The organism is Klebsiella aerogenes KCTC 2190 (genome assembly GCF_000215745.1).
Taxonomy (GTDB): domain Bacteria; phylum Pseudomonadota; class Gammaproteobacteria; order Enterobacterales; family Enterobacteriaceae; genus Klebsiella; species Klebsiella aerogenes.
Genome location: NC_015663.1, coordinates 4,611,907 through 4,624,773, shown reverse-complemented (window position 1 = coordinate 4,624,773; position 12,867 = coordinate 4,611,907). Strand labels below are relative to the sequence as shown.

General features: G+C 54.1%; 13 protein-coding genes. 10 read left to right on the top strand and 3 right to left on the bottom strand.

What is annotated here, in order from left to right; all coding sequences use genetic code 11:
• Positions 1 to 96: 96 nt before the first annotated feature.
• Complete coding sequence (gene xthA, locus EAE_RS21835; RefSeq protein WP_015366172.1) at positions 97 to 903, bottom strand: exodeoxyribonuclease III; 807 nt, start codon at positions 901 to 903, stop codon at positions 97 to 99.
• A gap of 446 nt (positions 904 to 1,349) precedes the next feature.
• Here xthA and astC point away from each other — a divergent pair, with 446 nt between their 5' ends.
• From astC to spy, 5 genes are all read left to right on the top strand, one after another.
• Positions 1,350 to 2,570, top strand: a complete 1,221-nt coding sequence (astC, locus tag EAE_RS21830; protein ID WP_015705769.1) for a succinylornithine/acetylornithine transaminase — start codon at positions 1,350 to 1,352, stop codon at positions 2,568 to 2,570.
• Positions 2,567 to 3,601 (top strand): arginine N-succinyltransferase, encoded by a 1,035-nt coding sequence (astA, locus tag EAE_RS21825; RefSeq protein ID WP_015705768.1) that lies wholly within the window; start codon positions 2,567 to 2,569, stop codon positions 3,599 to 3,601. The genes astC and astA overlap by 4 nt, the downstream gene beginning before the upstream one ends.
• Positions 3,598 to 5,073 carry a succinylglutamate-semialdehyde dehydrogenase gene (astD, locus tag EAE_RS21820; protein WP_015705767.1) on the top strand — a complete coding sequence of 492 codons (1,476 nt, stop codon included), beginning with the start codon at positions 3,598 to 3,600 and terminating at the stop codon, positions 5,071 to 5,073. The genes astA and astD overlap by 4 nt, the downstream gene beginning before the upstream one ends.
• A 73-nt stretch (positions 5,074 to 5,146) precedes the next feature.
• The gene (astE, locus tag EAE_RS21815) at positions 5,147 to 6,109 is read left to right on the top strand and encodes a succinylglutamate desuccinylase (RefSeq protein WP_015705766.1); all 963 of its coding nucleotides are present in this window, start codon (positions 5,147 to 5,149) and stop codon (positions 6,107 to 6,109) included.
• A 367-nt stretch (positions 6,110 to 6,476) separates the two neighbouring features.
• On the top strand, positions 6,477 to 6,959 hold the full coding sequence (gene spy, locus EAE_RS21810; RefSeq protein WP_015705764.1) for an ATP-independent periplasmic protein-refolding chaperone Spy: 483 nt from the start codon (positions 6,477 to 6,479) through the stop codon (positions 6,957 to 6,959).
• A 92-nt stretch (positions 6,960 to 7,051) separates the two neighbouring features.
• Here spy and cho read toward each other — a convergent pair whose 3' ends face one another.
• A complete protein-coding gene (gene cho, locus EAE_RS21805) occupies positions 7,052 to 7,915 on the bottom strand; it encodes an excinuclease Cho (RefSeq protein WP_015705763.1) in 864 nt (287 codons plus the stop codon).
• A 101-nt stretch (positions 7,916 to 8,016) separates the two neighbouring features.
• On the bottom strand, positions 8,017 to 8,844 hold the full coding sequence (nadE, locus tag EAE_RS21800; RefSeq protein WP_015705762.1) for an ammonia-dependent NAD(+) synthetase: 828 nt from the start codon (positions 8,842 to 8,844) through the stop codon (positions 8,017 to 8,019).
• A gap of 295 nt (positions 8,845 to 9,139) precedes the next feature.
• Here nadE and osmE point away from each other — a divergent pair, with 295 nt between their 5' ends.
• From osmE to chbR, 5 genes are all read left to right on the top strand, one after another.
• Complete coding sequence (gene osmE / locus EAE_RS21795; protein WP_015366182.1) at positions 9,140 to 9,478, top strand: osmotically-inducible lipoprotein OsmE; 339 nt, start codon at positions 9,140 to 9,142, stop codon at positions 9,476 to 9,478.
• Positions 9,479 to 9,753: 275 nt separating this feature from the next.
• Positions 9,754 to 10,074 (top strand): PTS N,N'-diacetylchitobiose transporter subunit IIB, encoded by a 321-nt coding sequence (gene chbB / locus EAE_RS21790; protein ID WP_015366183.1) that lies wholly within the window; start codon positions 9,754 to 9,756, stop codon positions 10,072 to 10,074.
• Positions 10,075 to 10,221: 147 nt separating this feature from the next.
• A complete protein-coding gene (gene chbC / locus EAE_RS21785) occupies positions 10,222 to 11,580 on the top strand; it encodes a PTS N,N'-diacetylchitobiose transporter subunit IIC (protein WP_015366184.1) in 1,359 nt (452 codons plus the stop codon).
• A 52-nt stretch (positions 11,581 to 11,632) separates the two neighbouring features.
• A complete protein-coding gene (chbA, locus tag EAE_RS21780; RefSeq protein WP_015366185.1) occupies positions 11,633 to 11,980 on the top strand; it encodes a PTS N,N'-diacetylchitobiose transporter subunit IIA in 348 nt (115 codons plus the stop codon).
• A 12-nt stretch (positions 11,981 to 11,992) separates the two neighbouring features.
• Entirely contained in the window at positions 11,993 to 12,832 is an 840-nt protein-coding gene (gene chbR / locus EAE_RS21775) for a transcriptional regulator ChbR (protein WP_026612280.1), read from the top strand.
• The last annotated feature ends 35 nt before the right edge of the window (positions 12,833 to 12,867 follow it).

Here is a 12,867-nt window from a genome sequence, read left to right as displayed (position 1 = left end):
CAGTATAGTAAATTGCCGCGAGCGACAATGTATACCGTTCACTTTATTGATTTTGCTCAGGATAGCGGGGCTCCGCGCCGGAGCCCCAAAGAAGAGTTATGGTTTAAAGGTTGCCCATACCGGCGCATGATCGGAAGGCTTTTCCATCCCGCGGATGTCGTAATCGATGCCGGTTTCGACGCAGCGCTGAGCCAGCGGCGAGCTTGCCAGCAGCAGGTCGATACGCAGACCGCGGTTGTCATCAAAACCTTTAGAGCGGTAATCGAACCATGAAAAGCGGTCATGATTATCGGGGTTGGCGTGACGCCAGGTATCGACCAGGCCCCAGCCCAGCAGGCGATCCATCCATTCACGCTCTTCCGGCAGGAAGGAACATTTACCGGTGCGCAGCCAGCGCTTACGGTTCTCTTCGCCAATGCCGATATCAAGATCGGTAGGGCTAATGTTCATATCGCCCATGATAAGCACCGGATTTTCTTTGTTCAACTCGGTATCGAGGTAGTTCTGCAGATTCTGATAAAACGCCGCTTTCGCCGGAAATTTAGTCTCGTGGTCACGGCTCTCTCCTTGCGGGAAATAGCCGTTAATTACCGTGACATTACCAAACGGCGAGGGAATTTCCGCCATGATGATGCGGCGTTGCGCATCTTCGCCGTCGCCCGGGAAGCCGCGACGCACGGCTATCGGAGTCTCTTTGGTCAGCAGCGCGACGCCGTAATGGCCTTTTTGCCCATGGTAAAAGACGTTGTAACCCAGCTTTGCCACCTCTTCGAGAGGAAACATATCGTCGTGTACTTTGGTTTCCTGGAGGCCGATAACATCGGGCTGATGTTTATCGACGATGGCGGCCAGTTGATGGGGGCGGGCACGCAGGCCGTTGATATTAAAAGAGATGAATTTCATAGTCGCTGCCACTGTGCAAGGTGAATAGTGCAAGGATGTTAGCAGAATTTCATCATGGTGGCTGCCGACAGATGGTTAATTCTACCGATTACTGCGGTTGGCGAGCGAATCGCACAAATTATGCACCGTTTTGGCGCATGTCGCGCCAAAAAAGCGCAGATATCTACGATAAATTTCGTAGAGGATCACAATTACAGAATTATATCTTATCGCTGCATAACTTCTCGTCGTTTTCCTCTATCCAGCGCCGTTTATTTGATGATTATTCACTAATTATGCATTTTTATTGAATAGTTAGTGTGTGTAACTCATTGATATCGCGTGATTGAGCTCAATTTATGCATTTTTGCCTCTGGCTGGCACGATGCGTGCAATCTACATTTACAGCGTAATAACTCATAAATTTTAACATTGTGCTTACTTTTAATTTACCGGAAGAGGTCGATATGTCTCAGTCAATTACGCGTAGCAATTTTGATCAATGGATGATGCCGGTATATGCGCCGGCGGCTTTTATTCCGGTACGCGGCGAAGGTTCACGGTTGTGGGATCAGCAGGGGAAAGAGTATATCGATTTTGCCGGCGGTATCGCGGTGAATGCGCTGGGACACGCTAATCCACAGCTAGTAAAAGCGCTGACCGAGCAGGCGGGAAAATTCTGGCATACCGGTAACGGCTATACCAACGAACCGGCGCTGCGCCTTGCCAAAAAGCTTATCGACGCCACCTTTGCCGACCGCGTTTTCTTTTGTAACTCCGGCGCCGAAGCCAACGAAGCGGCGCTGAAACTGGCGCGTAAATACGCCCACGATCATTACGGCAGCCACAAAAGCGGCATTGTCGCGTTCAAAAACGCCTTCCACGGACGCACGTTGTTCACCGTATCTGCAGGTGGCCAACCTTCCTATTCGCAGGATTTTGCGCCGCTGCCGCCGCAGATCCAACATGCTACCTATAACGACCTCGACTCGGCGCGGGCGCTGATTAATGACGACACCTGCGCGGTGATCGTCGAGCCGATGCAGGGCGAGGGCGGCGTGGTGCCGGCGAAAGCGGAATTTTTGCGTGGCCTGCGTGAACTGTGCGACCAGCACAACGCGCTACTGATTTTTGATGAGGTTCAAACTGGCGTCGGTCGTACCGGCGAATTGTATGCCTATATGCACTACGGGGTGACGCCGGATGTCCTGTCGACGGCGAAAGCGCTGGGCGGCGGCTTCCCGATCGGCGCGCTGTTGGCGACGGAAAAATGCGCCAGCGTGATGACCGTCGGCACCCATGGCACGACCTACGGCGGTAACCCACTCGCCACCGCTGTTGCTGGGGAGTTACTGTCTATCGTCAATACCCCGACGCTTTTGAACGGCGTTAAACAGCGTCACCAGTGGTTTAGCGAACGCCTGAGCGCGATTAACGCCAAATACGGCCTGTTCAAGGAAATTCGCGGACTGGGACTGCTGATTGGCTGTGTACTGAACGACGAATATGCCGGGAAAGCTAAAGCCATTAGTACCCAGGCGGCGGAAGACGGGCTGATGGTACTGATTGCCGGGGCAAACGTCGTTCGCTTCGCTCCGGCCCTTAACGTGAGCGAGGAAGAGGTGAACACCGGTCTCGATCGCTTTGAGCTGGCCTGCCGTCACTTCCTTGCGGGAGTTTCATCATGATGGTGATCCGACCGGTTGAAAAAGCCGATTTGCCGGGGCTGATGGCCCTGGCGGGAGAAACCGGCGGCGGCCTGACGTCGCTGCCGGCGGACGAACCCACGTTGGCTGCCCGCATTGAACGTTCCCAGCAGACCTGGCGCGGCGAACTGCCGAAAAGCGAACAGGGCTATGTCTTTGTGCTGGAAGATAGCGTCAGCGGCGCGGTCGTTGGGATCTGCGCGATTGAAGTCGCCGTTGGCCTCAACGATCCCTGGTACAACTATCGGGTCGGCACGCAGGTACATGCATCAAAAGAGCTCAACGTTTATCACGCGCTGCCGACGCTGTTCCTTAGCAACGATCACACCGGCTGTAGCGAACTCTGCACGCTGTTTCTCGATCCGGCATGGCGTAAAGAGGGTAACGGCTACCTGTTGTCGAAATCGCGACTGCTGTTTATGGCCGGTTTCCGCGACCGCTTTAATGACAAAGTGGTTGCCGAGATGCGCGGCGTGATTGATGAGCATGGCTATTCGCCGTTCTGGGAAAGCCTCGGCAAGCGCTTCTTCGCGATTGAATTTTCCCGCGCCGACTTTCTCTCCGGCACCGGTAAAAAAGCGTTTATCGCCGCACTAATGCCAAAACATCCGTTATATATCGACTTTCTCTCCGATGAAGCGCGGGCGGTCATCGGCCAGGTTCATCCGCAAACGGCGCCTGCGCGTGCGGTACTGGAAAAAGAAGGCTTCCGTTTTAACAACTACATCGACATTTTCGACGGCGGCCCGACGCTGGAGTGCGAAATCGACCGGGTGCGGGCGATACGCAAAAGCCGCCTGCTGACGGTGGAAGAAGGGCAGCCTGCGCCTGGAGAGTGGCCGCAGTGTCTGGTCACCAACGAGCAGTATCAGCAGTTCCGCGCCATCCTGGTCCATGCCGACCCGGATAGCGAAACGTTGCTGCTGAGCGCGCGTGAGCTGGATACGCTGAAATGCCATCCAGGCGACCGCGTACGGATGGTCCGCCTGATCCCGGAGGAGAAAGCATCATGAGTTTATGGATTAACGGCGAATGGCAAAGCGGGCGTGGCCCGCAGCGCAGTAAATATAACCCGGTCAACCAGGCGCTGCTGTGGCAGGGAAATGACGCCGACGCCGGGCAGGTCGCGCAGGCGGTTAGCGCCGCGCGTCAGGCTTTTCCCGCCTGGGCCCGCCTGCCATTTAGCGCGCGTCAGGGGATCGTCGAGAAGTTTGCGGCGCTGCTGGAAGCGAACAAAAGCCAGCTGACGGCGATTATTGCCGCTGAGACCGGTAAACCACGCTGGGAGGCGGCCACGGAAATTACCGCCATGATAAATAAGGTGGCGATCTCGGTGCGCGCTTACCATAGCCGCACCGGCGAGAGCGAGACGGCGATGGCCGACGGCGCCGCCACGTTGCGCCACCGTCCCCACGGGGTGCTGGCGGTGTTCGGGCCGTATAACTTCCCGGGCCATTTACCTAACGGACACATCGTACCGGCGCTACTCGCCGGTAATACCATCGTCTTTAAACCCAGCGAGCTTACGCCGCAAAGTGGCGAAGCGGTGGTTAAACTGTGGGCTGAGGCGGGCTTACCCGCTGGAGTCGTGAATCTACTGCAGGGCGGCCGGGAGACAGGCGAGGCGCTGAGCGGGCAGGCGGATATCGACGGTCTGTTGTTCACCGGTAGCTCCGCGACCGGTTTCCAACTGCATCGTCAGCTGGCCGGGCAGCCGCAAAAAATCCTCGCCCTTGAAATGGGCGGCAATAACCCGCTGATTGTTGACGTGCCGCAGGATATTGACGCAGCGGTTCACCTGACTATCCAGTCGGCATTTATCACCGCCGGGCAGCGTTGTACCTGCGCGCGCCGCCTGTTGGTCAAGCGCGGCACGGCGGGCGACGCGTTTTTGCAGCGTTTAGTGACGGTGTCACAACGTCTTATTCCCGGCGAGTGGGATGCGCAGCCGCAGCCGTTCCTGGGCGGGCTGGTATCGCCGCAGGCCGCGCAAAAGGTGCATCAGGCCTGGCTTGGGCACGTGGCGAGCGGCGGACAGACGTTACTGGAGCCGCGTCTGTTGCGCGACGGCACTTCGCTGCTGACGCCGGGGATCATCGACATGAGCAACGTGCAGCAGGTGGCGGATGAAGAAGTCTTTGGCCCGCTGTTGTGCGTGTGGCGCTATGACGATTTCGCGCAAGCGATCGCGATGGCTAACGCCACCCGTTTTGGTCTCTCCTGCGGATTGATTTCCTCCGAGCGCGATAAGTTCGAGCGCCTGTTGCTGGAAGCCCGCGCCGGGATAGTCAACTGGAACAAGCCGCTGACCGGCGCCGCCAGTACCGCGCCGTTTGGCGGAACCGGCGCCTCGGGAAATCATCGTCCAGGCGCCTGGTACGCCGCCGATTATTGCGCCTGGCCGATGGCCAGCCTGGAATCTGCCGAACTGGCGCTACCGGAGACGCTCAGTCCGGGTCTGGATTTTTCATCGCAGGCAAGTTGATGAAAGTTCGCGGGGCCGGGATTCTCGGCCCTGCGAGTTTTCCTCGATCCGTTTCAGTAATAGAGGAGGCGTCGTGGACGACTTTCTGGCACTAACTCTGGCGGGGCGCTGGCCGCATCATTTTCATGGCGAAACCGCCCATTTTCGTTGGCACTGGATCGATTGCGGCATCCTGCTGCTGACCCCGCATGCGCGCTGCGAACGTTCACTGGTACTCTCCTGCGGTATTCACGGCAATGAAACCGCGCCGGTGGAGATAGTCAACGCTTTGCTTCAGCAGTTGTTTAGCGGCGAACTCCCGCTGCGCTGGCGTGTGTTGGTGATATTCGGCAACCCGCCGGCGCTGCGGCAAAATAAACGCTATCTCGATAGCGATATGAACCGCATGTTCGGCGAACGCTGGCGCAAGTTCGCGCCCAGTGGGGAAACGGTGCGGGCGCGGCAGTTGGAAAGCGCTGTGACGCGTTTCTTTAGCGATAGCCATGGCGTGCGCTGGCATCTGGATATGCATACCGCTATTCGCGGCTCGCTGCATCCGCGCTTTGGGGTGTTGCCGGCACGCGAGGAGCCGTGGAGCGAAGATTTTCTCAGCTGGCTTGGCGCGGCCGGGCTGGAGGCGCTGGTGTTCCATCAACAACCGGCGGGAACTTTTACCCACTTTAGCTGCGAACGTTTTGCCGCGCTGGCCTGTACGCTGGAGTTGGGCAAAGCGCTGCCTTTTGGCGACAACGATTTAACCCAGTTCTCAGCGACGCAGCGGGCGTTAAGCAGGCTGTTGGTGGGCGATTTGGCGGTGGCAGAAGCGACTGCGCCGCTGCGCTACCGGGTGGTGCAGCAGATCACCCGCCACAGTGACCAGTTCCAGTTGCATATGTCGGGGGAGACGCTCAATTTTACGCCGTTCAGCGCCGGGACGCTGCTGGCGGAGGATGGCGAAACGCGCTATGTCGTCGAAAAGGCGCAAGAGTACGTGCTGTTTCCCAACCCCGGCGTGGCGCCAGGGCTACGGGCTGGGCTGATGCTGGAACGGTTGTAATTCCCGCACTTAACTATTCACAGCCGTTGTCGTTCGCGGTTGTGAATATCGAGTGAAATATCGCTGCGCGCCGATCTTATTTATTTGTGCCATTGATATGGTTTGCAGATTATTCCTGGTTAAATGCTTTGTTTTTAATCTCCACTGTTTTATAATCTTCACAGTTTCCTTATAAAACAGCCTGTTATTTATTTTTTGTTGCATATCCCTCCTCATTTTCCTTATTTTCTCCACAATTGGTGAGAAAATGTTTTTTACACTTTCATTGTTTTACGCTTGCACTGACTAATTGACGATAAAGCGCGTAAAGTTAATCTCGTCAACACGGCAATGCGCCGTCAGAATAACTGATAGTAAGGACATAACCATGAAGAAGATTACTGCTCTGTTTGTTGCCTCTACGCTGGCTCTGGGTGCTGCTAACCTGGCTCACGCAGCCGATACTACCACTACCACCCAAACCGACAGCAAACCGATGATGCACCATAAAGGTATGCCGGGTCATCACGATATGATGTTCAAAGACCTGAACCTGACCGATGCGCAAAAGCAGCAGGTTCGCGACATCATGAAAAGCCAACGCCAGAACATGAAACGTCCGTCCCTTGACGAACGTCGCGCCATGCACGATCTGATCGCCAGCGATACTTTCGACAAAGCGAAAGCCAGCGCGCAGATTGATAAGATGGAAGCACAGCATAAAGAGATGATGCTTTCCCGCATGGAAACCCAGAACAAGATTTACAACATCCTGACGCCGGAACAGAAAAAACAGTTCAATGCGAATTTTGAGAAGCATCTGACAGAACGTAAAGCGCCGGAAGGTAAAATGCCTGCACCTGCTGAGTAACTCAGCGCGCGGAATGAAGACCGCCGGTCTTGCCCAATCATTGCCATTAAGGCTTTGGGCAGGGCCGGCGGTTTTTTACGTTTGCGAAATCATTAGCCAAGAAGGTGCAGCGGATACTCACCGCTGAGCAATGGCTTACAAAGAATCTTGTAGCCATCGTGATCGAAACCGGCAGGCAGTGTGGTGAGTTTAGCGGCTTGCGCCAGTGAATCTACCGCGCCCAGCCACAGCCAGTTATGAATGATATGGTACTGAACCATATCCGGGCCGCGCTCTTCCAACGCCACCGGACCCGCCCACGGCCAGCACACCAGCTGAAGCTTACTCATTTGCGCCAGCAGCCGCTGGTTATGATCTTCGACGCGCTCTTTACCACAGCAGGCGCCGGCGCAGCGCCCCAGTGCGGAACGAAAACAGGCGCGCCCGCGACTCAGCGGCTCCAGCCCCAGAATGCCATAACACAGACGGTGCTCATCGGCGATGGTTTGTAGCGCCTGTAATGCCGCGCGGCGGTTAGCGAACAGGCCGTACAGGTGCTGCTGATGGGAGAAATCGACTTCTCGCGCATACACAACTTGCGGTTTACCCGACTCCAGCAGCCAGGAGCAGAGCTGTTTATTACGCCGCAGTCGTTTATTAAACAGCGGCTGCTGTTCTTTAATTAACCGCGCTTCAAGTAACAGCGCGCCTAATTCACCGGCGGTGCGTTGCCAACTGATGCGTCGCGCCTGGCGCAACATGGAGGCCTCATCAGCGGTACGCAAATGCGACAGCACCCGGCTGCGGATATTCACGCTCTTACCGATATAAAGCGGCAGCGTCTCGCTTTCACCATGGAACTGATACACCCCAGGCAGCTTTGGCAAGGCCTCCAGCCATGGGCGCAAATGTTCGGGATACTCATAGATTGCCGCCGCTTCAAACTCCAGACGCGGGGCAGATTGTTTTCTGGCCACAACAACTCCTGATACTGTTCATGCATCCAGTATAGCAGGCGAGTTTTGCGGCGAAAAGGACAAAAAATAACCCCGGCGCTGGCCGGGGTGTCGGGAAGTCGTTACTTCTTCCAGAAATCGTCGAAGACGGTGATTGGCGGGCGGCGCTTATGCTCGGTTTTCAGATACCAGCCTTCAATGGTTTTGGCGATGTTCTCGTCCAGGGTTTTGCCTTCCAGATAGTCATCAATGTTTTCGTAGGTCACGCCTAGCGCGACTTCATCCGGCAGAGAAGGGCGGTCATCTTCGAGGTCGGCGGTCGGCTGCTTCATATAAAGGTGCTCAGGACAGCCCAACTGCGCCAGTAGCTGTTTGCCCTGACGTTTATTGAGACGGAAGATAGGGTTAATGTCGGTACCGCCATCGCCGTATTTGGTAAAGAAGCCAGTGATCGCTTCTGCGGCATGGTCTGTTCCCACAACCACGCCTTTGGTCATGCCGGCGATACTGTATTGCGCTTTCATTCGCTCACGGGCTTTCTCGTTGCCGCGAACAAAGTCGCTCAGCTCAATACCCGCTTCTCGCAACGCCTGCTCGCTGGCCAGCACCGCGCCTTTGATATTGACCGTCAGCACGCGGTCGGGCTGGATAAATTCGATGGCATCCTGGCAATCCTGCTCATCGGCCTGGACGCCATAAGGCAGGCGCACGGCGATAAATTGCAGGCTGCGATCGCCGCTTTCAGCCCGCAGCTCATTGATCGCCATCTGGCACAGTTTGCCGGTAAGGGTCGAATCCTGGCCGCCGCTAATGCCGAGCACCAGTGATTTAATGAACGGATAGGTCTGCAGATAGGATTTCAGGAAATCCACGCTGCGGCGAATTTCGCCTTCGACATCAATCTGCGGCTTCGCGCCCAGCGCCTGAATAATTTGTTGTTGAAGCGTCATTACGCCCTCCGGAAAGTGAGCCTGTATGGCAACCAGCATGGTCTAAAACTACCTCTTTGCTGCTGAAACGACAAGGCTGGTACCGCTGACTGACGGAAAAGAAGGCAACCAATGGCATAGCATTTATTTATGGTGCGGGAAAACATCGGTAGTGGAGTATGTTCCGTCGCTGATTTTTTGCACACATCTGGTTACCAGAAAAGTTCTGAATTTACATGAATTCGACGTTTGGCTTGAAAAATAACGCTTTTTATTCCAGGCTTAAAACACGCCGATTACATAATGAGGACGGAATATGAACAAAAAATTAGCAGGATTGATGGGCGCAGCAGCAGTATTAACCATGCTGGCAGGGTGTACGGCCTATGACCGCACCAAAGATCAGTTCACACAGCCAGTTGTTAAGGATGTCAAAAAAGGCATGACCCGTAGCCAGGTTATGCAGATTGCCGGTAAACCGTCGTCTGAAGTCACCATGATTCACGCGCGCGGAACCTGCCAGACTTATATCCTGGGTCAACGGGATGGTAAAATTGAAACCTACTTTGTCGCGCTGGACGAGACCGGCCACGTGATGAACTCCGGCTACCAGACCTGCGCCGAGTACGACACCGATCCGCGTAACAACAAATAACTACGCGTCACAAGCTGAGAGCTACGAAAGCCCGACTATTGGTCGGGCTTTTTTATGGCGGCTAATGCTTATTTAATTGCGCGAATTATTTGGGGGAAATGTGAGGGTAGTCAAAACGCGAGGTCAATGAGAGACAATTCTGTTCAACAGGGAATTATCCTGCCGCCAAATGTTGCCGTATACTCAATGCATAAACAAAACTAACCGCAAGTTACCAGTCTTACCGGCTCTCAGCCATTGCTGAAGCCCAGGTCCTACACATTGAGGAAGCGTTCATGGAAAAGAAACATATCTATCTGTTCTGCTCGGCTGGCATGTCCACTTCATTACTGGTCTCCAAAATGCGCGCCCAGGCGGAAAAGTATGAAGTCCCGGTAATTATTGAAGCGTATCCTGAAACGCTGGCCGGTGAAAAAGGACCGGAAGCTGATGTTGTATTATTAGGACCCCAAATCGCTTATATGCTGCCGGAAATTCAACGTCTGCTGCCAAACAAGCCGGTAGAGGTAATCGATTCCATTCTGTACGGAAAAGTCGATGGTTTAGGTGTATTGAAGGCGGCCGTCGCGGCCATTAAGAAAGCTGCAGCACAATAATTTTATTTTTTAAACTCGCGATATTTTGGCGTCTGGTGGTTAATTAATACTAGCCGCCACTATATTCAACAGTTTATTTTCCCGTCAAAGAGTAATTTCATACATCATCGCCGTAATATTTTATTGCGGCTTTTAAGGGTATTGACTATGAGTAAAGTGATCGATTCGCTTGAAAAGGTACTCCTTCCTTTTGCAGTTAAAATAGGAAAGCAACCGCACATTAATGCGATTAAAAACGGCTTTATTAAATTAATGCCGCTGACCCTCGCCGGGGCCATGTTCGTATTAATCAACAACGTTTTTCTGAGCTTTGGTGAAGGTTCTTTCTTTTATTCAATGGGGATTCGCCTGGATGCCTCCACCATTGAAACCTTAAACGGCTTTAAAGCCATCGGCGGTAATGTTTACAACGGTACATTGGGCATTATGTCGCTGATGGCGCCGTTCTTTATCGGCGCCGCGCTGGCCGAAGAGCGTAAAGTCGACCCTATGGCAGCTGGTCTGCTGGCGGTCGCCGCCTTTATGACCGTCACGCCTTATAGCGTGGGTGAAGCCTATGCCGTCGGCGCCAACTGGCTCGGCGGGCAGAACATCATCTCCGGGATGATTATCGGCCTGGTGGTGGCGGAACTGTTCACCTTTGTCATTCGCCGCAACTGGGTCATCAAACTGCCGGATAGCGTGCCGTCATCGGTATCGCGCTCCTTCTCGGCGCTGATCCCGGGCTTCCTGATTTTGTCGGTCTTCGGCATTATTTCGTGGATTCTGTCAAACTACGGCAGCAACTTCCATCAGATCATCATGGACTCCATCTCCACGCCGCTGGCGGCGATGGGCAGCGTCGTTGGCTGGGCGTACGTTATCTTTAACTCCCTGCTGTGGTTCTTCGGGGTGCACGGTTCGCTGGCGCTGACGGCGCTGGATAACGGCATTATGACGCCGTGGGCGCTGGAAAACATCGCGCTGTATAACCAGTATGGCTCTGTCGACGCGGCCATTGAAGCCGGCAAACAGTTCCACTTCTGGGCGAAGCCGATGCTCGACTCCTACATCCTGCTGGGTGGTTCCGGTGCGACGCTGGGTCTGATTATCGCCATCTTCATCGCTTCTCGCCGCGCCGATCATCGTCAGGTCGCTAAGCTGGCGCTGCCGTCAGGCATCTTCCAGATTAACGAACCAATTCTGTTCGGTCTGCCGATCATCATGAACCCGGTCATGTTCATCCCGTTCGTGCTGGTACAACCGATTCTGGCGGCGATTACGCTGGCAGCTTACAGCTTGGGCATAATCCCACCGGTGACCAACCTGGCGCCGTGGACGATGCCAACCGGTTTGGGGGCCTTCTTTAACAGTAATGGTAGCGTTGCTGCCCTGTTGGTCGCGCTCTTCAACCTTTGTGTCGCTACTGCCGTGTACCTGCCGTTCGTCATCCTGTCGAACAAAGCGCAGAGCACCATCGAGCAGGAAGAAAGCGAAGAAGATATTGCTAACGCACTGAAATTCTGATGTCGAGCGGTACGGGCTCTCCCCGTACCGCCTGAGAAACGAGGGAAATATTATGTTTGATCTGGATAACATCGACGCGGTAGAAACCCCGGAAAATGACCTCGAAGAGGTGGTGATGGGGCTGATTATCAACTCCGGACAGGCGCGTAGCCTGGCCTATGCGGCTCTGAAGCAGGCGAAGCAGGGAGATTTTGCCGCCGCGAAATCGATGATGGAGCAATCGCGGATGGCGCTGAGTGAAGCGCATCGCGTCCAGACCCAGCTTATTGAAAGCGATGAAGGCGAGGGCAAGATGAAGGTGAGTCTGGTGCTGGTTCATGCGCAGGATCATCTGATGACCTCAATGCTGGCCCGTGAACTGGTGGCCGAATTGATCGAGCTGCACGAGAAGGTACAATAGGCTATCCGAACGATGAGGCAGCCGAAAATGATGACCACAGAGATCAGTACCGCCAGGGAACAACAGCTCTTCAACGGGAAAAACTTTCATGTGGTCATCTATAACAAAACGGAGAGCGTGAGCGGGCTTCACCAGCATGATTACTACGAGTTCACTATCGTTTTAACCGGGCGCTATTATCAGGAAATTAATGGCAAACGGGTGCTGCTGGAGCGCGGGGATTTTGTCTTTATCCCAATGGGGTCGCACCATCAGAGCTTTTATGAATTTGGTGCGACGCGCATTCTTAACGTTGGCATCAGCAGACGCTTCTTTGAGAAACATTATCTGCCGCTGCTGCCGTTCGGGCTGGTCGCCTCTCAGGTCTATGCGGTGCAAAGCGCCTTTCTCAGCTATATCGAGTCGGTTATTGCTTCACTGAATTTTCGCGAGACTGAATTTGACGAATTTATTGAACTGGTCTCGTTTTACACCATTAACCGCTTACGTCATTATCGTGAAGAGCCCGTTGAAGATGTGATCCCTCACTGGCTGAAAAATACCGTAGAGGATATGCACGATAAAAATAAATTTGGCGAAAGCGCGCTGGAAAATATGGTGCAATTGTCCGGGAAAACGCAAGAATATTTAACCCGGGCGACCCAGCGCTATTATGGTAAGACGCCGATGCAGATCATTAATGATATCCGCATCAATTTCGCGAAAAAACAGCTGGAAATCACCAACTATTCGGTCACTGATATTGCGTATGAATCAGGATATAGCAGCCCAAGTCTGTTTATTAAAACGTTCAAAAGGCTGACCTCATTTACGCCAAGCAGTTATCGCAAACAACTGACCAATATTAATTAACTCGCAGCGGTATTTACCGCGCGGTTTATTCATTC